24 protein-coding genes are annotated in these 21,609 nt (G+C 74.1%); 12 read left to right on the plus strand and 12 right to left on the minus strand.

Annotation, left to right across the window (positions count from 1 at the left end; genetic code table 11):
- Window positions 1–103: 103 nt before the first annotated feature.
- The gene (locus tag CP969_RS07700; protein WP_004990944.1) at window positions 104–862 is read right to left on the minus strand and encodes an SDR family oxidoreductase; all 759 of its coding nucleotides are present in this window, start codon (window positions 860–862) and stop codon (window positions 104–106) included.
- Between the two features lie 14 nt (window positions 863–876).
- Window positions 877–1,638, minus strand: coding sequence for a 3-oxoacyl-ACP reductase FabG (fabG, locus tag CP969_RS07705; protein WP_004990943.1), 762 nt, complete (start codon window positions 1,636–1,638; stop codon window positions 877–879).
- A gap of 299 nt (window positions 1,639–1,937) precedes the next feature.
- Between fabG and CP969_RS07710 the strand changes: the two genes are divergently transcribed.
- Window positions 1,938–2,438, plus strand: a complete 501-nt coding sequence (locus tag CP969_RS07710; RefSeq protein ID WP_016827199.1) for an excalibur calcium-binding protein — start codon at window positions 1,938–1,940, stop codon at window positions 2,436–2,438.
- Window positions 2,439–2,493: 55 nt separating this feature from the next.
- Here CP969_RS07710 and CP969_RS07715 read toward each other — a convergent pair whose 3' ends face one another.
- A complete protein-coding gene (locus tag CP969_RS07715; protein ID WP_004990941.1) occupies window positions 2,494–2,877 on the minus strand; it encodes a DUF3037 domain-containing protein in 384 nt (127 codons plus the stop codon).
- On the minus strand, window positions 2,874–3,638 hold the full coding sequence (locus tag CP969_RS07720) for a HipA family kinase (RefSeq protein WP_004990940.1): 765 nt from the start codon (window positions 3,636–3,638) through the stop codon (window positions 2,874–2,876). The genes CP969_RS07715 and CP969_RS07720 overlap by 4 nt, the downstream gene beginning before the upstream one ends.
- A gap of 377 nt (window positions 3,639–4,015) precedes the next feature.
- Between CP969_RS07720 and CP969_RS07725 the strand changes: the two genes are divergently transcribed.
- Entirely contained in the window at window positions 4,016–4,546 is a 531-nt protein-coding gene (locus CP969_RS07725; protein WP_004990939.1) for a Rieske (2Fe-2S) protein, read from the plus strand.
- A 242-nt stretch (window positions 4,547–4,788) separates the two neighbouring features.
- Window positions 4,789–5,259, plus strand: a complete 471-nt coding sequence (locus CP969_RS07730) for a pyridoxamine 5'-phosphate oxidase family protein (protein ID WP_016827198.1) — start codon at window positions 4,789–4,791, stop codon at window positions 5,257–5,259.
- Window positions 5,260–5,298: 39 nt separating this feature from the next.
- Here the strand turns inward: CP969_RS07730 and CP969_RS07735 are convergent, their stop codons facing one another.
- Window positions 5,299–6,237 (minus strand): LysR family transcriptional regulator, encoded by a 939-nt coding sequence (locus tag CP969_RS07735; protein ID WP_016827197.1) that lies wholly within the window; start codon window positions 6,235–6,237, stop codon window positions 5,299–5,301.
- 74 nt (window positions 6,238–6,311) lie between these two features.
- Here CP969_RS07735 and CP969_RS07740 point away from each other — a divergent pair, with 74 nt between their 5' ends.
- Window positions 6,312–7,286 (plus strand): DMT family transporter, encoded by a 975-nt coding sequence (locus CP969_RS07740; protein WP_171817510.1) that lies wholly within the window; start codon window positions 6,312–6,314, stop codon window positions 7,284–7,286.
- A gap of 109 nt (window positions 7,287–7,395) precedes the next feature.
- Here CP969_RS07740 and CP969_RS07745 read toward each other — a convergent pair whose 3' ends face one another.
- Window positions 7,396–8,733 carry an aminotransferase class I/II-fold pyridoxal phosphate-dependent enzyme gene (locus tag CP969_RS07745; protein WP_026085347.1) on the minus strand — a complete coding sequence of 446 codons (1,338 nt, stop codon included), beginning with the start codon at window positions 8,731–8,733 and terminating at the stop codon, window positions 7,396–7,398.
- 35 nt (window positions 8,734–8,768) lie between these two features.
- Between CP969_RS07745 and CP969_RS07750 the strand changes: the two genes are divergently transcribed.
- Together CP969_RS07750 and CP969_RS07755 are read left to right on the plus strand one after the other, a co-directional pair.
- The gene (locus CP969_RS07750; RefSeq protein WP_016827194.1) at window positions 8,769–9,455 is read left to right on the plus strand and encodes a pyridoxamine 5'-phosphate oxidase family protein; all 687 of its coding nucleotides are present in this window, start codon (window positions 8,769–8,771) and stop codon (window positions 9,453–9,455) included.
- Window positions 9,455–10,087 carry an FMN-binding negative transcriptional regulator gene (locus CP969_RS07755; protein ID WP_016827193.1) on the plus strand — a complete coding sequence of 211 codons (633 nt, stop codon included), beginning with the start codon at window positions 9,455–9,457 and terminating at the stop codon, window positions 10,085–10,087. The genes CP969_RS07750 and CP969_RS07755 overlap by 1 nt, the downstream gene beginning before the upstream one ends.
- 41 nt (window positions 10,088–10,128) lie before the next feature.
- Here the strand turns inward: CP969_RS07755 and CP969_RS07760 are convergent, their stop codons facing one another.
- The 4 genes from CP969_RS07760 to CP969_RS07775 form a co-directional block, all read right to left on the minus strand.
- Entirely contained in the window at window positions 10,129–11,085 is a 957-nt protein-coding gene (locus CP969_RS07760) for a DMT family transporter (protein WP_016827192.1), read from the minus strand.
- A gap of 217 nt (window positions 11,086–11,302) precedes the next feature.
- Window positions 11,303–12,307 carry an EamA family transporter gene (locus CP969_RS07765; RefSeq protein ID WP_004990924.1) on the minus strand — a complete coding sequence of 335 codons (1,005 nt, stop codon included), beginning with the start codon at window positions 12,305–12,307 and terminating at the stop codon, window positions 11,303–11,305.
- 84 nt (window positions 12,308–12,391) lie between these two features.
- Window positions 12,392–12,979: a Clp protease N-terminal domain-containing protein gene (locus CP969_RS07770; protein WP_004990922.1), complete on the minus strand. Its 588-nt coding sequence runs from the start codon at window positions 12,977–12,979 to the stop codon at window positions 12,392–12,394.
- Between the two features lie 214 nt (window positions 12,980–13,193).
- Complete coding sequence (locus CP969_RS07775) at window positions 13,194–13,814, minus strand: PadR family transcriptional regulator (RefSeq protein WP_016827189.1); 621 nt, start codon at window positions 13,812–13,814, stop codon at window positions 13,194–13,196.
- Between the two features lie 175 nt (window positions 13,815–13,989).
- Between CP969_RS07775 and CP969_RS07780 the strand changes: the two genes are divergently transcribed.
- On the plus strand, window positions 13,990–14,799 hold the full coding sequence (locus CP969_RS07780; protein ID WP_004990918.1) for a PhzF family phenazine biosynthesis protein: 810 nt from the start codon (window positions 13,990–13,992) through the stop codon (window positions 14,797–14,799).
- 107 nt (window positions 14,800–14,906) lie between these two features.
- Here the strand turns inward: CP969_RS07780 and CP969_RS07785 are convergent, their stop codons facing one another.
- A complete protein-coding gene (locus tag CP969_RS07785; RefSeq protein ID WP_016827188.1) occupies window positions 14,907–15,707 on the minus strand; it encodes a CPBP family intramembrane glutamic endopeptidase in 801 nt (266 codons plus the stop codon).
- 80 nt (window positions 15,708–15,787) lie between these two features.
- Window positions 15,788–17,305 carry a glutamate-cysteine ligase family protein gene (locus CP969_RS07790; RefSeq protein WP_004990914.1) on the minus strand — a complete coding sequence of 506 codons (1,518 nt, stop codon included), beginning with the start codon at window positions 17,303–17,305 and terminating at the stop codon, window positions 15,788–15,790.
- 564 nt (window positions 17,306–17,869) lie between these two features.
- Between CP969_RS07790 and CP969_RS07795 the strand changes: the two genes are divergently transcribed.
- The 5 genes from CP969_RS07795 (at window position 17,870) to CP969_RS07815 (ending at window position 21,606) form a co-directional block, all read left to right on the plus strand.
- A complete protein-coding gene (locus CP969_RS07795; RefSeq protein WP_004990911.1) occupies window positions 17,870–18,457 on the plus strand; it encodes a hypothetical protein in 588 nt (195 codons plus the stop codon).
- 416 nt (window positions 18,458–18,873) lie between these two features.
- Window positions 18,874–19,074 (plus strand): DUF5999 family protein, encoded by a 201-nt coding sequence (locus CP969_RS07800; RefSeq protein WP_004990908.1) that lies wholly within the window; start codon window positions 18,874–18,876, stop codon window positions 19,072–19,074.
- Window positions 19,075–19,345: 271 nt separating this feature from the next.
- The gene (locus CP969_RS07805; protein WP_004990904.1) at window positions 19,346–19,741 is read left to right on the plus strand and encodes a TOBE domain-containing protein; all 396 of its coding nucleotides are present in this window, start codon (window positions 19,346–19,348) and stop codon (window positions 19,739–19,741) included.
- A gap of 168 nt (window positions 19,742–19,909) precedes the next feature.
- Window positions 19,910–20,713, plus strand: coding sequence for a molybdate ABC transporter substrate-binding protein (gene modA, locus CP969_RS07810; RefSeq protein WP_016827186.1), 804 nt, complete (start codon window positions 19,910–19,912; stop codon window positions 20,711–20,713).
- Entirely contained in the window at window positions 20,710–21,606 is an 897-nt protein-coding gene (locus tag CP969_RS07815) for an ABC transporter permease (protein ID WP_016827185.1), read from the plus strand. The genes modA and CP969_RS07815 overlap by 4 nt, the downstream gene beginning before the upstream one ends.
- The last annotated feature ends 3 nt before the right edge of the window (window positions 21,607–21,609 follow it).

The following is a 21,609-nucleotide window of genomic DNA, read 5'->3' on the forward strand; positions in this document are numbered from 1 at the left end:
AACGCCGACACGGGCGCCGTTTTCGTCAACGGACGCCCGTGCCGCAGCCGCCGCGCCCCGGGCCGCGCGGGCGTCCGGGCGGCCCGGGGCGGCGGGGCGGGGGTCAGGCCACTCCGGTGTTCAGGAAGACGCCGCCGTCGACGACCAGGGTCTGGCCGGTGACCCAGTCCGACTGGTCCGAGGTGAGGAACGCGGCGGCGCCGCCGATGTCGGACGGCACGCCGAGCCGGCCCAGCGGGTAGGCCGCGGCGGCCTCCGCCTCCCGGCCCTCGTACAGCGCCTGGGCGAACTTGGTCTTCACCACGGCCGGGGCGATGGCGTTGACCCGCACCTTGGGCGCGAACTCGTGCGCGAGCTGCACGGTCAGGTTGATCAGCGCCGCCTTGCTGACGCCGTAGGCGCCGATGAAGGGCGAGGGCGCGAGGCCCGCGACGGAGGCGATGTTGACGATCGCGCCGCCGTTGTCCTTCTGCCAGGCGTGCCAGGTGCGCTGGGCGAAGCCGAGCGCCGAGAGCACGTTGGTCTCGAACACCTTGCGCGCCACGTCCAGGTCGAGGTCGGCCATCGGCCCGAACACCGGGTTGGTCCCGGCGTTGTTGACCAGGTGGTCGATGCGGCCGAAGGCCTCCATCGTGCGCTCGACGGCGACGGCCTGGTGGGCCTCGTCGTGCGCCTTGCCGGCGACGTACACGGCGCGGTCGGCGCCGAGCTTCTCGACGGCCTCCTTGAGGGCTTCCTCGTTGCGGCCGGTGATGCAGACGCGGTCGCCGCGCGCGACCAGCGCCTCGGCGACGCCGTAGCCGATGCCGCGGCTGGCACCGGTGATCAGGGCGACCTTGCCCGAGAGTTCCACGGAAGTCATGTCCTCGGCCTTCCCTAGTCGAGCGGTCCGCCGGCGACGTACAGCACCTGGCCGGAGACGAAGCCGGCCCCCTCGCCGGTGAAGAAGGCGATGGCGTCGGCGACGTCCTCCGGTTCGCCGACGCGGTTCACCGGGATCTGGGTGGCGGCGGCGGCCTTGAAGTCCTCGAAGCCCATGCCGACGCGCTCCGCGGTGGCCTTGGTCATCTCGGTGGCGATGAAGCCGGGGGCGACGGCGTTGGCGGTGACGCCGAACTTGCCGAGCTCCTTGGCGAGGGTCTTGGTGAAGCCCTGCAGACCCGCCTTGGCGGCCGAGTAGTTGACCTGCCCCCGGTTGCCGAGCGCGGAGGAGGAGGACAGGTTGACGATCCGGCCGAAGCCCGCGTCCACCATGTGCTTCTGGCAGGCCCGGGACATCAGGAAGGCACCGCGCAGGTGCACGTTCATGACGGTGTCCCAGTCGGAGACGCTCATCTTGAACAGCAGGTTGTCGCGCAGCACGCCCGCGTTGTTGACCAGGATGGTCGGCGCGCCGAGCTCCTCGGCGACCCGCGCGACGGCGGCCTCGACCTGCGCCTCGTCGGAGACGTCGCAGCCGACCGCGACGGCCCTGCCACCCGCGGCGGTGATCTTCTCGACGGTGTCCTTGCAGGCGGCCTCGTCGAGGTCGATCACGGCGACCGCACGGCCCTCGGCGGCCAGTCGTACGGCGGTGGCGGCGCCGATGCCGCGCGCGGCGCCGGTGACGACCGCGACCCGCTGCTCAGTGGTGGACATTGCTGCTTCTCCTCGCCCTTGGGATGCGGCTCCTGCGGCCGGGCTCCATGAGTGAGCGACCGCTTAGTACCTTCAGCAGACGTGACGCTAGAAGCCCTGGCACCCGGTGTCAACGGCACACCGCGCGGTGTGATCCATTCCCCGCACGACCGGCCCCGCGGCGGGCCGTGTCCCGGCCGTCGCCGGCCCGCGCCGTCACCCGCGCGGAGCACCCGATCGGCCCAGGGCCGCGCGCCTGGGCGCCGGGCGGCCCCTAGCGTCGAAGCGCGAGCCACTCGTGGCCGGAAAGGAGGCGCTCCATGCGCCGTCGCACCGGTGCCCTGGGCACGCTGATCACGCTCGCCGCGATCGTGCCGCCGACCGGCACCGCTCACGCCCAGGGCCTGGACTGCTCCGACGTCGCCGTCCAGGAGGAGGCGCAGTCCCGGCTCGACGCGGACCCGGGCGACCCCCACCGGCTCGACATAGCCCAGGGGGCGGACGACGGAGTGGCCTGCGAGGAGCTTCCCCGGCGCGGCCTCACCTCGTCCACCGCCAGGCCCCGGACGGCCGCCCCCTCCCCCGCCGGCCCGATGGCGCCCACGGCCCTTCCGACCGGGCTCGCGGTCCCCACTGCGCCGACCGGGACCGCGGCTCCCGCCGCACCGGCGACTCCCGTCGCCGCACCCGCACGCGGCGCGCGGGGCGGCACGGGCGGCTCGTCGGACTCCGGACCGAGCGGCTGGGACGTGGGCATCGGCGCGACGTTCGTGACGGCCGCCCTCCTCGCGACCGTCTACCTGGCGAAGCGCCGCCCGTGACGGGACCGCCGGCCCGGGCGGCCGGGGCGCAGGCCCCACCGCGGGGCCGGCCGGGTCAGCGCACGAGCAGGTCGAGCAGCCGCTCCACCTCCGCCGCCGGATCGGCGGTGAGCCCGGTGTGCACCGGTCCCGGCTGGACGATGGTGGAGCGGGGCGCGATCAGCCAGCGGAAGCGCCGCCCGGCGTCGTCGTGCGCGGCCTGCCCCGCCGCGTCACCGCCCGCGCAGACGCCCTCGACGGCGCGCAGCGCGGCCCGTACGCCGGGCAGGTCGACCTCCGGGTCGAGGGCCAGCAGTCGCGGCTCGTCGAGGTGCGTACGGGCCGCGACGAACGACTTGGGGCGGCAGTACACGAGCACCCCCGCGTTGACGCACTCACCGCGTTCGACGCGCGGCACCACCCGCAGCAGCGCGTACTCGAAGACGTGCCGGTCGCTCACTGGTCCCCCTCGAGGCCGTGGATGCGCTGGTGGGCGGTGGCCGCGCGGGCGAGCAGCGGCCGCGCGTACGCCCGCCGGAGTTCGTCCGGCGTGCCGAAACCGGGCTCGCCGGTCAGCCACACGTCGGGGATCTCCGCGGTGACCTCGGCGAGCAGGTCCTCGGTGATCCGCGGCGCCAGTTCCGCGGCGGCCGCGGCGACGTCCGGCGCGAAGGACTTCAGGGCGTGGTCGGAGGCGTCGTAGGGGCGCGCGGCGGAGCTCTCGGCGCCGGGCCAGTTGTGGTGCCAGATCATGGTCGCCCCGTGGTCGATGAGCCAGAGCTCGCCCCGCAGGCGGAGCAGGTTGGGGTTGCGCCAGGAGCGGTCGACGTTGTTCACCAGCGCGTCGAACCAGACGACCCGCCCGGCCTCCTCGGGGCTCACCTCGAAGGCGAGCGGGTCGAAGCCGAGGGCGCCGGAGAGGAAGTCCATGCCGAGGTTGGTGCCGCCGCTGGACTTCAGCAGCTCCTGCACCTCCTGGTCGGGCTCGCCGAGCCCCAGGACGGGGTCGAGGTCGACGGTGACCAGACGCGGCACCCTCAGCCCCAGCCGGCGGGCGAGTTCCCCGCAGACCACTTCGGCGACCAGCGTCTTGCGGCCCTGTCCCGCGCCGGTGAACTTCAGGACGTACGTCCCGAGGTCGTCGGCCTCGATCAGCCCCGGCAGCGAACCACCCTCGCGCAGGGGCGTGATGTAGCGGGTTGCGGTGACCTCGGTCAGCATTTCCCCAGGTTACGCGATCTCTTGACCTTGCAATCCACGCCCTTCCCAAGGCCCCGCGCTCCGGGAAGCCGGCCACGGTCGGCCCGGCTCGCCCCGAGGGACGCGTCGGCCGCCGCCGCGCGCCGGTTGCACGCCGACCGGTACCTGCCCGAGCACGCGGCCGCCCGCGTACGGCAGGCGGGACGGCGGGCCGGGCACGGGTAGGGACGTTGACGCTGAGAGCGAAACGACAGCCGTGGTTCACGCCGTCCCGACCCCGGCCGGGCCACACTCTCGGCAGTGCCTGAACAGGGCAGGGTCTGAACAGCGCGGGCCCGCCGACCGTACCTCTGCGCAGATCACCGGATCACGCATCCTCCCGGAAGGGACACACCTGCATGACCAGCGCATCGTTCCAGTCCTCTCCCGAGCTCCCGGTTCCGCCCGAGCAGGGCGGCGCCCCCGCGGGGCCGGCCCGTCGGACCGTCGTGGCCGCGGCCGGGGCGGCGGGCCTCGCCGTCGCACTGACCGCGTGCGGAGGGTCCGACGACGCGTCGTCGTCCTCCTCCACGGACTCCGGCTCACCGGGTGGCGGCGGCGCGGACGGCGGTGGTTCGGGCGGGGGCGAGGAAGCCGCCGCCGGTGCCGCGCTCGCCGCGACCGCCGACATCCCCGAGGGCGGCGGGAAGGTCTTCGCCGACCGCAAGGTGGTGGTCACCCAGCCGACGGCGGGCGAGTTCAAGGCGTTCTCGGCGACGTGCACCCATCAGGGGTGCGCGGTGAAGAGCGTCGCCGACGGGGTCATCAACTGCCCCTGTCACAACAGCAACTTCTCCATCACCGACGGCAGTGTGCAGAGCGGCCCGGCGACCAAGCCGCTGCCCTCCGTGCAGATCGACGTCAGCGACGGCTCGATCACCCTCGTCTGAACCGCCGGCGCCGGACCGTACGGCGCCGGTCGCCGGGACGAGGGGCGACGCTCATCGCGGGGTGCGGCCGGAGGGCGCCCCCGCGGCACCGCCGTGCCGGCCGGGCCCCGTCACGGGCGGCGGGCGAGGTCGCACGGTGCGACAGGCCCCCCGCCCTTGCGCGGGCGAGGAGGACGACTCATCCTTCCCGACGTGATGTCAGGGCATCTCCCTCCGGTACGACGTGAGAGAAGAGGCACCGTATGACCGCCACGCAGCGCCGGGGCCGGAAGATCATGATGACGCCGGGCGAGCTGGACGACTTCCTCACCGGTCAGCGCACCTGCCGGGTCGCCACGGTGTCCGCCGACGGCGCGCCGCACGTCAGCGCGCTCTGGTTCGTCTGGGACGGCGTCTCGCTGTGGCTGTACTCGGTCGTCCGCAGCAAGCGCTGGGCGGACCTGCGCCGGGACCCCCGGGTGGCGATCGCGGTGGACACCGGCGAGGAGTACGACGAGCTGCGCGGCGCGGAGCTGTCCGGGCGGATGGAGTTCGTGGGCGAGGTCCCGCGCACCGGCGAGCTGTGCGCGGAACTCGACGTCCCCGAGACCCTGTTCGCCCGGAAGTACTTCGGCCTGGACGAGATGCCCCACGACGGCCGGCACGCTTGGATGCGGCTGACCCCGGAGAAGGTCGTGTCCTGGGACTTCAGGAAGTTGGGGGCGCTCCCGTAACGGGCGGCCCGGCGGTGGGCGGGGCGGCCGTCCCGCCGCTCACCCCGCGCCCTGCTCCCGGTGCCCTCCCCCGGCCGCGCCGACGCTCTCCCCGGCCTCCCGCAGCGCCCGCACCGCCGCGCGGATCGAGGGGCGGCGGTCGGCGTCGGCGCGCCAGACGACGAACACGTGCCGCCGCATGCGCTGTCTGAGCGGGAGGGTCACCACCCCCTCGGGCAGCGGGTCGCGGCCGAGCAGCGGGGCGATGCAGACGCCGAGCCCCGCGGCGACCAGGGCGAGCTGGGTGTGGCTCTCGGCGGCACGGTGGCCGACGATCGGCTCGATGCCCTTGGAGCGCAGCGTGAACATCAGCCACTCGTGGCAGAACTCGCCCTCGCCCCAGGTGATCCACTCGTCCTCGGCGAACTCGGCCAGGTCCGCCTCGGCGCGGTCCGCGAGCCGGTGGCCGGCCGGGAGCGCCACGTCGGCCGGGTCGTCCAGGACGGGCGCCTTGACCAGGCCGTCGGGCAGCGGCATCGGCTTGTTGTGCCAGTCGAGCACCACCGCGAGGTCGAGGTCTCCGCGCACCACCCCCGCGACGCCCCGCTCCGGTTCCAGCTCGCGGGAGCGCACGCGCAGCGCGGGATGCCGTCGGCGCAGGTCCGCGAGCGCCACGGGGAACAGTCCCCGCGCGGCGGTCGGGAACGCCGAGACGCGCAGCTCACCGGCGACCTGACCGCGCTGCGCCTCCAGGTCGGACTGGGCGAGCTGCACCTGGGACAGGATGCGCGCGGCGTGCTCGGCCAGCAGCCGGCCCGCGTCCGTGAGCCGGACGCCGCGCCCGTTCTTGGCGAGCAGTTGCTGGCCGACCTCGCGCTCCAGCTTGGCCATCTGCTGCGAGACGGCCGAGGTCGTGATGTGCAGGCCCGCGGCCGCACCGCTGACCGAGCCGTGCCGGGCGAGGGCGTCGAGGGTGCGCAGGCGCTCCAGGTTCAACATGTAAGCGATGCTACGCAATACCAAGTGTGAAATCTCGATTGTGCTACGAGATGATGTCCATCATCGTTACGCCCATGAGCAGCGTCACCGCGACCACCACGCCGGACCCCACCACGCCGGACCCCATGACGCCGGGTCAGGACGGCCCCGTCCCGAACGGCGCCCGCCCCCGCCTGGACTGGCGGCTCCGCTTCGGCGCGCTGTCCCTGATCTGGGGTTTCAGCTTCCTCCTCATCAAGGTCGGCACCCAGGGCTACGCCCCCTTCCAGGTCACGCTCGGCCGGCTGGTCTTCGGGACCGCCGTGCTGGCGGTCGCGATGGCGGTGCGGCGGGAGCGGCTGCCGCGTGGCGCGCGCACCTGGGGCCATCTCGCGGTCGCCGGGTTCCTGCTGAACGCGCTGCCCTTCTCGCTGTTCGCGTTCGCGGAACTCACCATCCCGTCCACCCTGGCGGGCATCTGCAACGCGACCTCGCCGCTGTGGGGCATGGCCCTGTCCCTGGTCGCCCTCTCCGAGGACCGTCCGACCCGGGTGCGGGTGGCGGGGCTGGGCCTGGGCTTCCTCGGGGTGCTGACCGTGCTGGGAGCCTGGCAGGGCTTCCAGGGCCTGGACGCCCGCGGCACGGCGCTGGCCCTGCTGGCCTCGCTGAGCTACCCCGTCGGCTGGATCTACGTCCGTCGCACCCTGGCGGGCAGCAGTCACTCGAACCTGTCCCTGACCGGCGGCCAGCTGCTGCTCGCCACCCTCCAACTGGCCGTGGTGACACCGCTGTTCACCACCCTTCCGACCGACTTCGCCGTCGGGCCGCTGCTGGCGGTCGTGGCGCTGGGCACGCTGGGCACGGGTCTGGCGGTGCTCATCCAGTACGGCCTGGTCGCCGAGGTCGGCCCGACGACCGGTCAGATGGTCACGTACTTCATCCCGGTGATCGCCGCCGCGGCGGGCGTCGTGCTCCTCGGCGAGACGCTGGTCTGGTCGACACCGGTGGGCGCGGTGATCGTGCTGGCGGGCGCGGCGCTCACCCAGGCCGGGCCGAGGAGGACGGCGTAGACCGCGCCCGCCCCGGCCGCCGGCCGCGCCCCGCCCCCTTCGGCCGCCGCTCGCGCCGCACTCCCGCCCCGGCCGTCGGCCGCGACCTCCGAACGCAGGCCCCCGCCCGCTAGACGTACGTCCTCGACGGCTCCCCGCCCGGTCCGAGCGCCGCGGCGATCGCCTCGCCCAGGAGTTCGGTCTCGTCCTGCGTGAGCGTCGAGACGGTGACGCGGATGCCCGGCGGCGCGCTCATCCGGAAGCGGGCGCCGGGGGCCACCGCCCAGCCGGCGTGCAGCAGCCGGGCGACGGCGCCGGTCTCGTCCGGGACGGGCACCCACACGTTCATGCCGCTGCGCCCGTACGCCGCGATCCCGCGCCGGGCGAGCGTCCCGATCAGCGCGTCCCGGCGCCGTCCGTACGCCGCCGCCACGGCCGCCGGGTCCACCGCCCCGTCGGTCCACAGCCGTACCACCGCGCGCTGGACGAGCCTGCTCACCCAGCCGGGTCCGAGGCGCTGCCGTCCGCGCACCCGGTCGAGCGTGACGGCGTCCCCGGTGAGCACCGCGAGCCGCAGGTCGGGGCCGTACGCCTTGGCCGCCGAACGCACGAAGGCCCAGCTGCGGGTGGTGCCCGCGAGGGGGTGCAGCGGGAGGTCGACGATGTGGTGCCCGTGGTCGTCCTCGATCAGCAGCGTCTCCGGGTGGTCGGCCAGCACCGACCGCAGGGCACGCGCGCGGTCGGCGCTCAGCGCGGCGCCGGTCGGGTTCTGCGCGCGGTCGGTGACGATCAGCGCCCGGGCTCCGCCCGCCAGGGCGCGCCGTACCTCGCCGGGGAGCGGCCCCTCGTCGTCGACGCCGACGGGGACGGTGCGCAGCCCGAGCGCCGGGACCAGGTCCAGCACGCTTCCCCACCCGGGGTCCTCCACGGCGACGGCGTCCCCGGGCCTGAGGTGCGCCGCGAGCACCCGCTCCACGGCGTCCAGCGAGCCGGAGGTGACGACGACGGGCCCGTCCGGGACCCCGTCGGCGTCCAGCCCGGCCCGCGCGAGGCGCGCGAGTCCGGGCTCCACCGGGGCGTGCCCGTAGAGCACCGGCTCCCGGTCGCCGAGCCCGGCCGCCGCGGCGAACGCCTCGGCCAGCGGGGGCAGCAGCGCGGGGTCCGGGTTGCCGTCGGACACGTCCCGCACCCCCTCCGGCACCTCCACCCGGATGGCGTCGCGCGCCGTGGTGGCCGGCTTGGGCCGCACCCTGCTCCCTCGGCGGCCCGCGGTCTCGATGACCCCGCGCTCCCGCAGGGTCCGGTACGCGGCCGCGACGGTGTTCGGGTTCACCCCCAGTCGCGTCGCCAACTCCCGCATGGGGGGAAGCAGTTCGCCGGGAAGCAGCTCTCCCTCCCCCACCGCGCGCTCGATGCTCGCGGAAATCTCCGCCGCACGCCGCCCACTGATCCGATACTCTCCTAGCACAAACCCAATTATGCACTAGTGCAATGGAGAGTGCCATGCAGGGGACCCCACCGCCGCAGCCGCGGACCGCCGCCGTCTACCCGCCCACCGGACGCACCGTCCCCACCCGCTCCCCCGGCCGGGCCGCGTACGACAGGGAACTGGTGCACGCGATACTCGACGAGGGCTACGTCTGCCACCTCGGATTCGTGCGCGACGGTGCCCCGGTGGTGCTGCCCACGCTGTACGCCCGGGTCGGTGAGCGGCTCTACGTGCACGGTTCGACCGGCTCGCGCCCCCTGCGCGCGGCGGGCCGGGCCGACGCCGGTCTCCCGGTCTGCCTGACCGTCACCCACGTCGACGGGCTGGTGCTGGCCCGCTCGGCCTTCCACCACTCGGTCAACTACCGCTCGGTGGTGGTGCACGGCCTCGCGCACGACGTGACCGACCCCGAGGAGAAGCGCCGGGCCCTCGACGCCCTGGTCGACCACGTCGTACCGGGGCGCGCCGCCGACTCCCGCCCGGCCGACAGGAAGGAGCTGGCCGCCACCGCGGTGATCCGCCTCGACCTCGAGGAGGTCTCCGCCAAGCTCCGCACCGGTGGCGTCAACGACGAGCCCGAGGACCTCGCCCTGCCCCACTGGGCCGGCGTCCTCCCGCTGCGCAAGGGGTACGACGCCCCGCTCCCCGACCCCGGCCTGGCCCCCGGCACCGCGCTGCCCTCCTACCTGGCGGCCCTGTGATGCTGATCCATCCCTGGGACGCGCCCCGCGACGACGCCGAGTGGCAGCAGTGGCTGGCCGCGCACGACTTCGGGCAGCTCGCGGTCAACGGCCCGCCGGGCGAACCGCCCCACGTCCAGCCCCTGCACTTCGCCTACGACGCCGGACGCGGCGAGGCGGTCACCCACCTGGCCCGGCCCAACCCGCTGTGGCGGGCCGTCGAGGCGGACCCGGTCGTCCTGCTGAGCGTGGTCGACGACTACGTCTACGTCCCCGGCCCCTGGCAGGCGGAGCCGGACGTCCCGCCCGAGCACGGCGTGCCGACGAGCCTCTACGCGGCCGTCCAGTTGCGGTGCCGCGCCCATGTCGTGGACGACCCGGCGCACAAGGCCGCGCTCCTCGACCGCCAGGTCGGCCACTTCCAGCCGGAGGGCGGCTCCGCGCGGGTGGCGGTGGGTGAGGCCCCGTACGGGAGGATGCTGTCCGGCATCCGCGTACTGCGGCTCGAAGTGACGGGCGTACGCGCGAAGTTCAAGTACGCGGGCCAGCGGTCGGCGGCGGTGCGCAACCGGATCGCGGCCGGGCTGGCGGACCGGGACGGCGCGCGTGACGCGGCGGCCCGCGGACACGTCCTGCGCCGTCGGCGGGAATGACCGAGGGGCCCCTCCCCGGCGGAAGGGCCCCCGCCGTCACGTCACACCGGCACCGCTTCCCGCCCCGCGCCGCGGGCCCGCGCCTCGCGCGCCTCGCCCACCGCGAGTCCGGCGACCGCGCCGAGCATCAGCAGCGTGCCGACCAGGGTGGCCGCCGTGAGCCGCTCGCCGAGCAGGGCGACCGCGAGCACCGCCGCGCTCACCGGCTCCAGCAGCATGATCACGGACACGGTGGCCGACCGCACGACGGCCGCGCCGGCGAAGTAGAGGCCGTAGGCGAGCGCCGTGGGAACGGTGGCGACGTACACCAGGAGCCAGAGGAGCCGACCGGGTGCCTCGGTGGCCGGCACCAGGCCCTCCACCACGGCGAGCGGCAGCAGCAGCACGCTCGTGACGGCGAACGCCCCGATGGTCGTGCCGGAGGCGTCCGTCCCGCCGTCGCGCCCCCACCAGCGGGTGAGCAGCGTCATCGCCGAGTAGCCGGCCGCGGACAGCAGCGCGAGCAGGACGCCCCACGGGTCCACGGTCGTCCTCCCGCCGCCCAGGACGAGCACGGCGAGCCCGACGAGGGCACCGGCGACGGCGGCCAGGCCGCCGCCCCCCAGGCGCTCCCCCAGGGCCGCTCGCGCGCCGAGCGCGATGAGCACGGGTCCGGCGCCGAGGGTGACGACGGTGGCCACGGCGAGTCCCGTGGCGGAGACGGCGGCGAAGTAGGCCGTCTGGAAGACGGCGAGCCCCACCCCGGTGGCCACCGCGCGCAGGAGACGGCGGCCGGCCGGCACGGACGGGGCGGTCCGGTCGCGCGGCAGCAGGAGCCGGGCGGCGGACAGCAGCAGGAGGCCTCCCGCGCAGCGCCAGAAGGACAGGGCGACGGGCCCCATGTCGCTGGTCCGGTAGACCAGCGACGCGGCCGCACCCGCGGTGCCCCAGGCGGCACCGGCGACGATCAGGTAGAGCAGGCCTCGCCCGACGGGCAGGCCCAAGACGGCGTTCGACACGTGTTCTCTCCGCAGATGCGCGCACCACGGGCAGCGCCGTGGCGCGGGAAGGAAGGGACCCCGGGTTCAGGCCCTCGGGCCGGGCGGCGGGGTCAGCGGACTCCGTCTGCGGGCAGCACCGTCACGCCCGGCGACGCGCCGGGCGGATGCACCGGAGGGCCCGCCTCAGGCGGCCGGAGGCGGGAGAACGAGTGCGTGCGCATGCATGATCAACACCTTATGCGGTCGTTTCCGGCAGGGACAACTCCCGTTCGGGCCCACTGCCGGCCACCGGCCGGTCGGAGCCCTTCGCCGGTGCCGAGGACTGGGCGATGAAGGCGCCCAGCAGCACGACCGCACCGCCCGCGATCTGCGGCGCCGACAGGTGCTCGCCGAGCAGGACCCAGGCGAGGACGGTGGCGATGACCGCCTCGAGACAGGCCACGACACCCGCGACCTGCGGCGAGAGCCGGCGCACCGAGAGCACGCCGGTGACGTACGCGACGACCGTGGCGACCAGGACGATCCACGCCAGCAGCACGAAGGCGGCGACCGGGGTGCCGTCCATCTCGGCGCTGCCCGCGAGCACGGACCAGTCCATGGACCAGGGGCGGGCGACGACGGTCAGGACGGCGGCGCCGACGAGCAGGCCGTAGGCGATCACGCCGAGCGGGTCGGGGGCCTCGTCGCCGGCGTCGCTGCCCTGGTCGGACAGGACGAAGTAGCCGACCTGGCAGCAGGCGGCGCCGAGCGCGAACAACAACCCGAGGGCGTCGAAGCCGAGGCCCGACCACACCTCCACGACGCAGGCGAGCCCGCCCACCGCCAGCACCACGCCGATCGCGGCGGCCCGGGTCACCGGGCGCCGCTGCACGAACCGCACCCAGCCGAGCACCAGTGCGGGCGCCAGGTACTCGACCAGCAACGCGACACCCACGGGGATGCGGGACAGGGCGGCGAAGTAGCAGGCCTGGACACCGGCCACGGCGAACAGACCGAACCCGGCCAGCAGTCCCGGACGGCGGCGCAGCAGTCCCCGGTGACGCACCGCCAGCGGCAGCATGACGAGCGCCGCGCCCGTCACCCGCAGCCACACGACGTGGAGCGGGTCCAGCCCCGCCTCGATCAGCGGCTTGGCCGCGACACCGGATCCCCCGAAGGCCACCGCGGACAGCAGCGCGAGGCCGAGCCCGACGCCTTTGCCACGAGTGCTCCGAGTGCTGACAGAGGTATGCACCGGCACATGATGACAGGCACCGACAGGAGCGTCACCCCCCATGGCACCTGTCTCATCGGCTGGACGGCGCGGTGGCCTCCCCCGGGTCGCTCAGCGGGCCGAATCTCCGTCCTCGGCGGCGTATCGCCCGGGCCGTGCGCCGTACCGCCCGTCGGTCCGCGCCTCGATCCGGCCGGGCAGCCGGGAAGTGTCCACACCGGCGCGCTCGAGCACCTCGACGGCCCGCGCCTGCGGCTCCACGGCGATCTCCGCGAGCAGATCCACTCCGCGTGCCGGACCGTCACCGCGGCGGGCGGCGCGCTCGTGGGCGCGCTCCATGCAGGCCGCGGCGAGCGGCGAGAAGCCCGCGACCTCCGCGGCCACGGGGGCGCCGCCGGAGTCCTCGACGCCGCTCTGCCAGCGCAGGCCGTAGCCGATGCTGCGCTGGACCAGGTAGCCGAGCAGCCGGGCGATGTGCGGGCCCTCGCCGAAGACGGTCCTCACCTCGGTGTCGGACTCCAGGAGCGAGTGCAGCAGATGGGCGGTGTCGATCTGGCGGTCCCCGTCCCGGACCGCTCTGCGGCGGGCACCGGTGACCACCGCTGCCAGCTCGGCACCGAGCCTGGCATCGTTGTCCGCGTGGTGGGCCCCCCGCTCTCGGGGCCCAGGGGCCGACTGCCGGGGGATAGGGGCTTGCACATCCCCACCCCATCAGCCCCGCGGGCCCGGGTCATCCCCGGCGGGAAGCATTTCCGCGTCCCACGGGAAGTGGACTCCCCGGGCCGAAATCTCCTCCTTGCGGAGGAGATCAGGGCGTTTTCCCTCGAGCGGCGCGCGCCGCCTTTCCGCACGCCCCATGACGGCGGAGCCCGGTGCGGGCGTTCGCCCGCACCGGGCTTCGGGCCTGCCGCGGTCAGTCCTCGTCGGCGAGGATCAGGTACAGCTTCTTGCGGGCCTCGTTGATGACGGTGAGCGCCTTGTCCCGCTGCTCCTTGCTGCCGGTCTTCCAGACCTGGCCGAACGCCTCCATCAGTCCGAAGCCGGCCTGCCGGATCTCGCCCAGCGCCTCCCAGTCGACGCCGCGGGAGGCTTCCTCCCAGGGGGCGTCGGGGCCTTCCCCGGCCGCCGCGCGGCCGGCGTCGGTGAGGGAGAACAGCTTCTTGCCGCCCTCGCTCTCGCTCACGATCAGCCCTTCGTCCTCCAGGAGCTGAAGGGTGGGGTACACCGAGCCGGGGCTGGGCTTCCACGCCCCGCCGCTGCGCTCGGCGATCTCCTGGATCATCTCGTAGCCGTGCATCGGCCGGTCCTTCAGCAGGGCCAGGATCGAGGCCCGTACGTCACCGCGCCGTGCCCTCCCCCTGGGTCCGCCGCGCCCTCGCCCGCCCCACGGGCCGTGACCGAAGCCCGGACCGAAGGGACCACCGGGCCCGCCCGGACCGAAGGGGCCGAACGCCGCGCGCGGCCGGTCGAAGTCGTCCCGGCCGCCGCGCGGGCCGCCGTGACGGTGTCCCTGCTCGAAACCATGGGTGCGCATCGCAACCACTCCATTCCATCGTTGATCTGTCGCGATGCTTCAACGATATATCGGGATGGTTCGGTGGACAACCTCCCGGGCCGCCGCACCACCGCGCCGGAAGCTGCCGGAAACCGGTCCAGTCCCCGCACATTGGCCTTGGCCTGCGGCTTCGCGCAGCCCTTACGGTCGGGGCATGCGCATGCGAATCGTCGACGCCTTCACCGACCGGCCCTTCGCCGGCAACCCCACCGGAGTGCTGCTGCTCGACGCCTTCCCGGACGACCCCTGGCTCCAGAACGTCGCGCTGGAGGTCAACCACGCCGAGACGGCCTTCGCCCACCCGCTCCCGGCGGGCGGTGAGGCCGACTGGGCCCTGCGCTGGTTCACCCCCACCACCGAGGTCGCGATGTGCGGCCACGCCACCCTGGCCACCGCGCACGTCCTGCACACCACCGGCGCGCACAAGGGCCCGGTGCGGTTCGCCACCCGCAGCGGCGTCCTCGCCGCCACCCCCGACGAGGACGGCTCCCTCACGCTGGACTTCCCCACCGCCCCGCTCACCCCGGTGGACCTCCCCGAGGGCGTCGCCGACGCGCTGGGCGCCGCGCCCCGCACGGCGTTCGACACCGGCCCGAAGATCGGGGACCTGCTCGTCGAGGTCGCCGACGAGCGCACGGTCCACGCCCTGCGCCCCGACCTCAAGGCGCTCGGCGCCCTCTCCGAGCGCGGCATCATCGCCACCGCCCGCGCCGAGAACCCCGCGCTGGGCTACGACTTCGTCTCCCGCTGCTTCTTCCCGAACCTCGGCATCGACGAGGACCCGGTCACCGGCAGCGCGCACACCGCCCTGGCCCCGTACTGGTCCGAGCGCCTCGGCCGCCCCGTCCTCACCGGCCTCCAGGCCTCACCGCGCTCCGGCCGGGTCCGCACGGAGGTGCGCGGCGAGCGCACCCTGCTGAGCGGGCGGGCGGTGACGGTCATCGAGGGCGAACTGCTCGTCTGAGCCCGGACGGGGAGCGGAGGGCGGAAGCACACCGGAAGGACGAGGGGCGTGCGGCACAGCCGCACGCCCCTCGCTCCCGGTCCCTCGCCCGGCCCTCACTCGGGCGTTCAGGCCGTCGGCAGCCAGTCCACCCTGCCCGCCAGCAGCGCGTAACCGACGAACGCCCCGATGTCGAGCAGCGTGTGGGCGACCACCAGCGGTCCCACCCGGCCCCAGCGCCGGTACAGGTACACGAACACCACGCCCATGACCACGTTCCCGATGAAGCCGCCGATGCCCTGGTAGAGGTGGTACGAGCCGCGCAGCACCGAACTGGCCGCCAGCGAGGCGCCCGGGGACCAGCCCAACTGGTCCAGCCGGCGCAGCAGGTAGCCGACGACGATGACCTCTTCGAGGATCGAGTTCTCCATCGCCGAGAGGATCAGCACGGGGTACTTCCACCACACCTCGGGCAGCGCCTCCGGCACCACCGTGAGGTTGAAGCCGAGGCCGCGCATGGCCAGGTAGAAGGCGATGCCGCTGCTGCCGATGACCGCCGCGATCGCCGCTCCGCGGCCGAGGTCGGACCAGGGGCGGGTGCGGTCGAACCCGAGGGTGCGCAGCCCCGCCCCCTCGCGCATCAGGAAGTGCGCGACGAGCGCCACCGGGACGAGCGCCGTGGTGATCCCGAAGAGCTGCCAGGCCAGGTCCAGCCAGGGGCGGCCCGGCGCGGCCGAGGCGTTGAGCGTGGCCGCCTGGTCCTTCAGACCGCCCGGCCTGGTGACCGAGCCGAGGAAACTGATCAGCGCGGAGACGCCGCTCGCGCCGAGTGAGAGCGCGAGCACGAGCAGCGTCTCGTTGCGGAGCGTCGTCCGCGAGAGCCCGCGCTCAGGGTAGGAATCGGCCACCGGGCCCGCCTCCGCCTGCACACCTGCCTCCACATCACCGATCGGTCCGATCAGTATGGGGGCAGTGGCCGGGCGCCCGGTCGGCGGGCCGGGCGCAGCGGTCAGGCCGTCGGCACCGGTTCCGGCAGGCCCACCGGCCAGGTGTGCACCGGATCGCCCTGCTCCGTCAGCTCGCGGTAGCGACGGGTGGTGGCGGCCAGCGCGGCCTCGCGGCCCAGTCCCCGGTCCAGGGCCCGGTGGAAGGTCGCGGCCTGCCAGGTCGCGCCGTTCACCCGGCGCCGGCACCGCTCCTCGATCACCCCGAGGTACAGGTCGCGGTCGGCGGGCTCGATCCCCCACGCGTCCAGTCCGGCCTCGGCGAGCGGCAGCAGTTCGTCGCGCACGAGGGTGACCGCGTCCACCTCGGCCGTACCGCCGTAGCGGCCGCGCCGGGGCCAGGTGAGGCGGGCGTCGATGCCGTCCTTGCAGGCGGCGTCGAAGTTGGCGGCGGCCGCCTCGAAGGGCAGCCGGCTCCACACCGGCCGGCTGTCCTCGGCGAGGGCGCGGACCATGCCGTAGTAGAAGGCCGCGTTGGCGACGACGTCGGTGACGGTGGGCCCGGCGGGCAGCACGCGGTTCTCCACCCGCAGGTGCGGGACGCCGTCGGCGATGCCGTAGACCGGGCGGTTCCACCGGTAGATGGTGCCGTTGTGCAGGACGAGTTCGGCGAGGGTGGGGATGCCGCCCCGGTCCAGCACCTCGAGGGGGTCCTCGTCGTCGCAGATCGGCAGCAGGGCCGGGAAGTAGCGCAGGTTCTCCTCGAAGAGGTCGAAGGCCGAGGTGACCCACCGCTCCCCGAACCAGGTGCGCGGCCGCACCCCCTGGGCCTGGAGCTCGGGCGGGCGGGTGTCGGTGGACTGCTGGAACAGCGGGGGCCTCGACTCGCGCCACAGTTCGCGCCCGAAGAGGAAGGGGGAGTTGGCGCCCACGGCGATCTGGGCGGCGGCGACGGCCTGCGCCGCGTTCCACACGTCGGCGAAGCGGTCCGGGGTGACCTGGAGGTGCAGCTGCACGGAGGTGCAGGCGGCCTCCGGCGCGATGGACTTCGAGGTGCAGCTGAGGCGCTCCACCCCGTCGATGTCGAGCTTGAAGTCCTCACCGCGCGCGGCCACGATCTGGTCGTTGAGCAGGGTGTAGCGGTCGACGTCGGAGAGGTTCGAGGAGACCAGGTCGTCCCGGCCCAGCGTCGGCAGGATGCCGATCATCACGATGCCCGCGTCGACCTCTCCGGCTTTTCGGTCGGCGTAGCCGAGCGAGGTGCGCAGTTCCTCGTCGAGCCGGTCGAATACCCGGCCGCCCAGGCGGTGGGGGGCGATGTTGACTTCCAGATTGAACATGGCGAGTTCCGTCTGGAAATCCCGGCTCGCGATGCGTTCGAGGACTTGCGCATTCAACATTCTCGGCATGCCGTCGGCACCCGCGAGATTCAATTCGATCTCCAGCCCCATGAGGTTCTTGGGGCGGTCGAACCGCTTCTCCGCCAGGAGTCGCTCCAAGCCCGTCAGACACCTGTGGAGCTTGTCGCGGTAGCGCTGGCGATCGGACAGGTCGAACTGACCTGCCACGACCTTCTCCCCCATCGAAGCGTCCCTCCTCGGATGGGCGGACCGAAGAACGGCCGCCGGGGTCCCGGTGCACAAGGGAGGATGCCCCGTCAATGCGATCGATAACGCCCCGGACGGACTCATCGACCGCTACGCTGGCGACTGTGACCAGTGGCACATTCACGCGGCATGGCGCGCACCGCACGTTACGGGGCCGCTGCGAACTCGTGAAAAACGCCGACGGCAATGAGCCGACCACTCCGCGGTCGTTTTCCGAGGTCACCGTCGCGCACCCCTCCTGAAATCGGGATGGTTTTCGCATTTCACCGGCCGGAAGTACCCTTGTTTCGCGAGCCGAAAACAGCTAGGCGAAACATATGGTGAACGGGCGTCGTATAAACTTCGTGCACAAGGCAGAGAAGGTTGGCGCCCACGGTCGAGCGATCCAGCCGACGAGGTGATGTGGCGGCAGACCTCACCCCCACCTCGCGCGCTCAGCCCCCGGCCCCGCCTCTCTGACCTTCGCGAGCTGACAGCGCCGTCCGCACCGCCACGCCCCGCCCTCGCGCCACTGTGCCTTCGAATGAGAGGCGACCCACCATGCCGCTGCATGTCCCGCCGGCTCCCGCGCCCGCCCTGCGTTCCGTCCTCACCGCGCTCTCCTCCCCGACCGCGGTCCGCGAAGCCCGAACCCCCTCTCTGCTCGGCACGCGGGGACCGGCCTCGCCCGAGCTCCCCCTGCCCGTGCACGTCCTGGACCGGATCGCCACCGAGGACGTGTCCGCGACACGTCTGGCCGGGTGGCGCTTCCTGATCCGCTGCGGCGATCGCGCCGTGGCCGCCGCGGACACCGTGCTCACCCCCGACGGCTGGACCTTCTCCCGCTTCTTCGAGGGCCCCTACGTCGCCTCCACCGAGCTCGCGCTGCGCCAGGCCGAGGCCCTGACGCAGCCGTACCAGCCCCGGCTGCTGTCGGTGCCCGGGCTCTACATGCTGACGCTCTGGCTGCACGGCGACCCCACCGCGGACGCGGCCACCGGACATCCGGCCGCCACCGACCTGCTCGTCCCGCTGGCCCCGGCGCCGCCCGGGATCGCGGCCCACCGCCCGCACCGGGTCGCCGAGCTGCTCCCGGTGCTGACCCACCGGGTGACGCCCACCCGGCTGCTCGACTCCCCCGCCGCCTGAGGCCCCGCGCGCTCCGGCTCCGCGTCCCCCGCCGCCCGTGATCCGGGCCGGCGGGGGACGTGCCGTTTCCCCGTCCTTTCCCCACCCCGCCGCCCCACCCCCACCACCCCGCTCGTCCGAGCGCGAAAAGACTCGTACGAGCCCGGAACGCTTTTCCGCGGCACCGGACTAGCCCCATCCGACCACGCCGAACCACCCGAAGGGACCGTGCAGTTGAGCTGAACCGCCCGCGCGGGTGACGCGTCATCAACCTGTGAGGAGTGGTGCCGCGAAATCCCTGCGGATCGCCGTCCGCGGGGCAACACTGGTTTCCGACCGACCTATCACAACGGGGGGCGGCCATGAACGAACCTTCACGCCGCGGAACTGACACGACAGACGTCTCACAGGTCACCACAGAGCGAAAGAACCCATCCATGTGCCAGCACCAGTCACCGTGCCCCTCGGCCGACTCCGCCGACCGGGAATCCGCCCGTCTCGTGGCGCACCACCCGGAGCAGGGGTGGAGCCTGCTGTGCAACGGTGTCGTGCTCTTCGAGGACACCGGTGAACTCCTGCCCGACGGCAGGGCCATCGCCCCGCAGCGCCCCCGGGGCGCCCGCCTGACCACCGCCTGAGCCCCACCGGGCCCGACGGGGCCCGCCCCGGGACGCCAGGGGCCGGACCGCAGGACCTCCTGCGACCCGGCCCCGATGCGTGTCCGGAGCGGATCACCCACCGTGAGCCGGTGCCCGGCAGGAGTGACGCCCGGCCTCTCCGCCCCCTTCCGCGCGGGGAGTTCGTCCCGCGCACCCTCCCGCGGACACCCCCGGCCTCCGGAAGGCTCCGAAGGCGCCGCACCGCACCCGGGACCCCGCGGGCCGCCCCCACCGCCCTATCGTGACCGGCATGCAGTCCTACACGATCGGCCAGGCAGCGCGACTGCTCGGCGTGAGCCCGGACACCGCCCGCCGCTGGGCGGACGCGGGCCGGATCACCACCCACCGCGACGACAGCGGGCGGCGCCTCATCGACGGCCGGGACCTGGCCGCGTTCTCGGTCGAACTCGCCAGGGCGGGCACCGCCGAGGAGGGCGCCCCCTACACCTCGGCCCGCAACGCCTTCCCCGGCATCGTCACCGCGATCAAACTCGGCGACGTCGCCGCCCAGGTCGAGATCCAGGCCGGCCCGCACCGCCTCGTCTCCCTGCTCACCCGGGAGGCCGTGGAGGAGCTGGGCCTCGAGGTCGGCATGGAGGCCACCGCACGCGTGAAGTCGACGAACGTCCACATCGACCGCGTCTGACCGGGGCGGGGGCCCGTCGCGCGAGCGCACATGCCAGCCTTTCAGCAGCCTTCCCTGGCACACACGATGCGACAGGGAACCTCTCCCTGGCAGATGCGTAAGTATCATCAGCACAGGGGAGGGCTGTGTCCGCTCCTCCCCCCGGCCCGCAGAGGGAGTGCCACCGAGATGACCCGTTCCGCCCGCCGCCCCCGGCGGCGCCTGCGGACCGCCGGCGCCGCGGCCGCCGTCCTCCTGGCGCTGGGCGGCTGCTCCGCGTCCGGCACGGACACCTCGGGGTCCGCCGGGGACGGCCCCTCCGGGACGGTCACCGTCTTCGCGGCCGCCTCGCTCGAGGAGGGCTTCTCCACGCTCGGCGAGCGGTTCGAGAAGGAGCACCCGGGAACCACGGTCACCTTCAGCTTCGGCGGCAGCGACACCCTGGCCGCCGGCATCTCCGGCGGTGCCCCGGCCGACGTCTTCGCGGCGGCCAGTACCAGGACGATGAAGACCGTCACGGACGAGGGGCTCACCGCGGGCAGCCCGAGCACGTTCGTCCGCAACCGGCTGGAGATCGCCACCCTGCCGGGCAACCCGCGGGGAATCGGCTCCCTGGGGGACCTGGCCGCACCCGGTCTGAAGGTCGTGCTGTGCGACAGGACGGTGCCCTGCGGTGCGGCGGCGCAAACGGCCCTCACGGCCGCCGGCGTCGACCTGACGCCGGTCTCCTACGAGCAGGACGTCAAGAGCGCCCTGACGAAGGTCGAGCTGAAGGAGGCCGACGCCGCCGTCGTGTACCGGACGGATGTGAGGGCCGCGGGTGACAGGGTGGAGGGCGTGGAATTCCCGGAGTCGGCCGAGGCCGTCAACGACTACCCGATCGCCCTCCTCGAGAACGCCCCGAACCCGACGGCGGCGAAGGCGTTCGTCGCACTGGTGCGGTCGCCGGAGGGCCGGAAGGTCCTGACCGGGGCCGGATTCCTCGCGCCATGACCGGTCGGCACGGCACCCCGCCGGACCCGGGCGCGCCCGCCCCGCCCTCCGGCGGCGGCCGGAACGGGACACCGGCCGCGAAGGCCCCCCGCACGCCGCGCCCGCGCACCCCCGGCCGCGGCGTCCCCCTCCTCCTCCTCGCGCCCGCCCTCCTGGGCCTCGCCTTCCTCCTGGTCCCCCTCCTCGCCCTCCTCCTCCGAGCTCCCTGGCGCAGCCTCCCCGAGCAGCTGACCAGCCCCGAGGTGTGGCAGGCGCTGCGCCTGTCGCTGGTCTGCGCCACGGCGGCGACCGCGCTGAGCCTGGTCATCGGCGTCCCACTGGCCTGGCTGCTGGCCCGTACGGAGTTCCCCGGCCGCGGCCTGGTCCGCGCCCTGGTGACGCTTCCGCTGGTCCTCCCCCCGGTGGTGGGCGGCGTCGCCCTGCTGCTCGCCCTGGGCCGCAACGGGGTCGTCGGCCAGTGGCTGGACGCGTGGTTCGGCATCACCCTGCCCTTCACCACCGCGGGCGTCGTCCTCGCCGAGACGTTCGTGGCGATGCCGTTCCTCGTCATCAGCGTCGAGGGCACGCTGCGGGCCGCCGACCCGCGTTACGAGGAGGCGGCCGCCACCCTGGGCGCCTCCCGGTTCACCGCGTTCCGCCGGGTCACCCTGCCGCTGGTCGCCCCGGGCATCGCGGCCGGTGCCGTCCTCGCCTGGGCCAGGGCCCTCGGTGAGTTCGGCGCGACGATCACCTTCGCCGGCAACTTCCCCGGCCGCACCCAGACCATGCCGCTCGCGGTGTACCTCGCCCTGCAGAACGACCCGGCCGCCGCGATCGCCCTCAGCCTGGTGCTGCTGGCGGTGTCCGTCGCCGTGCTCGCCGGACTGCGGGACCGCTGGATGAGGACGGTCTGATCC

It is taken from the genome of Streptomyces viridosporus T7A, assembly GCF_008704515.1.
Lineage (GTDB): Bacteria > Actinomycetota > Actinomycetes > Streptomycetales > Streptomycetaceae > Streptomyces > Streptomyces viridosporus.

Excerpts from the sequence above, each read along its gene's own strand:
- CP969_RS07790 (WP_004990914.1), bottom strand. The coding sequence starts at position 17,305 with ATGGGGGAGAAGGTCGTGGCAGGTCAGTTCGACCTGTCCGATCGCCAG.
- CP969_RS07800 (WP_004990908.1), top strand. The coding sequence starts at position 18,874 with ATGTGCCAGCACCAGTCACCGTGCCCCTCGGCCGACTCCGCCGACCGG.
- CP969_RS07725 (WP_004990939.1), top strand. The coding sequence starts at position 4,016 with ATGACCAGCGCATCGTTCCAGTCCTCTCCCGAGCTCCCGGTTCCGCCC.
- CP969_RS07700 (WP_004990944.1), bottom strand. The coding sequence starts at position 862 with ATGACTTCCGTGGAACTCTCGGGCAAGGTCGCCCTGATCACCGGTGCC.
- CP969_RS07720 (WP_004990940.1), bottom strand. The coding sequence starts at position 3,638 with ATGCTGACCGAGGTCACCGCAACCCGCTACATCACGCCCCTGCGCGAG.
- fabG (WP_004990943.1), bottom strand. The coding sequence starts at position 1,638 with ATGTCCACCACTGAGCAGCGGGTCGCGGTCGTCACCGGCGCCGCGCGC.
- modA (WP_016827186.1), top strand. The coding sequence starts at position 19,910 with ATGACCCGTTCCGCCCGCCGCCCCCGGCGGCGCCTGCGGACCGCCGGC.
- CP969_RS07740 (WP_171817510.1), top strand. The coding sequence starts at position 6,312 with ATGAGCAGCGTCACCGCGACCACCACGCCGGACCCCACCACGCCGGAC.
- CP969_RS07750 (WP_016827194.1), top strand. The coding sequence starts at position 8,769 with ATGCAGGGGACCCCACCGCCGCAGCCGCGGACCGCCGCCGTCTACCCG.
- CP969_RS07755 (WP_016827193.1), top strand. The coding sequence starts at position 9,455 with ATGCTGATCCATCCCTGGGACGCGCCCCGCGACGACGCCGAGTGGCAG.
- CP969_RS07775 (WP_016827189.1), bottom strand. The coding sequence starts at position 13,814 with ATGCGCACCCATGGTTTCGAGCAGGGACACCGTCACGGCGGCCCGCGC.
- CP969_RS07735 (WP_016827197.1), bottom strand. The coding sequence starts at position 6,237 with ATGTTGAACCTGGAGCGCCTGCGCACCCTCGACGCCCTCGCCCGGCAC.
- CP969_RS07815 (WP_016827185.1), top strand. The coding sequence starts at position 20,710 with ATGACCGGTCGGCACGGCACCCCGCCGGACCCGGGCGCGCCCGCCCCG.
- CP969_RS07710 (WP_016827199.1), top strand. The coding sequence starts at position 1,938 with ATGCGCCGTCGCACCGGTGCCCTGGGCACGCTGATCACGCTCGCCGCG.
- CP969_RS07730 (WP_016827198.1), top strand. The coding sequence starts at position 4,789 with ATGACCGCCACGCAGCGCCGGGGCCGGAAGATCATGATGACGCCGGGC.
- CP969_RS07780 (WP_004990918.1), top strand. The coding sequence starts at position 13,990 with ATGCGCATGCGAATCGTCGACGCCTTCACCGACCGGCCCTTCGCCGGC.
- CP969_RS07805 (WP_004990904.1), top strand. The coding sequence starts at position 19,346 with ATGCAGTCCTACACGATCGGCCAGGCAGCGCGACTGCTCGGCGTGAGC.
- CP969_RS07795 (WP_004990911.1), top strand. The coding sequence starts at position 17,870 with ATGCCGCTGCATGTCCCGCCGGCTCCCGCGCCCGCCCTGCGTTCCGTC.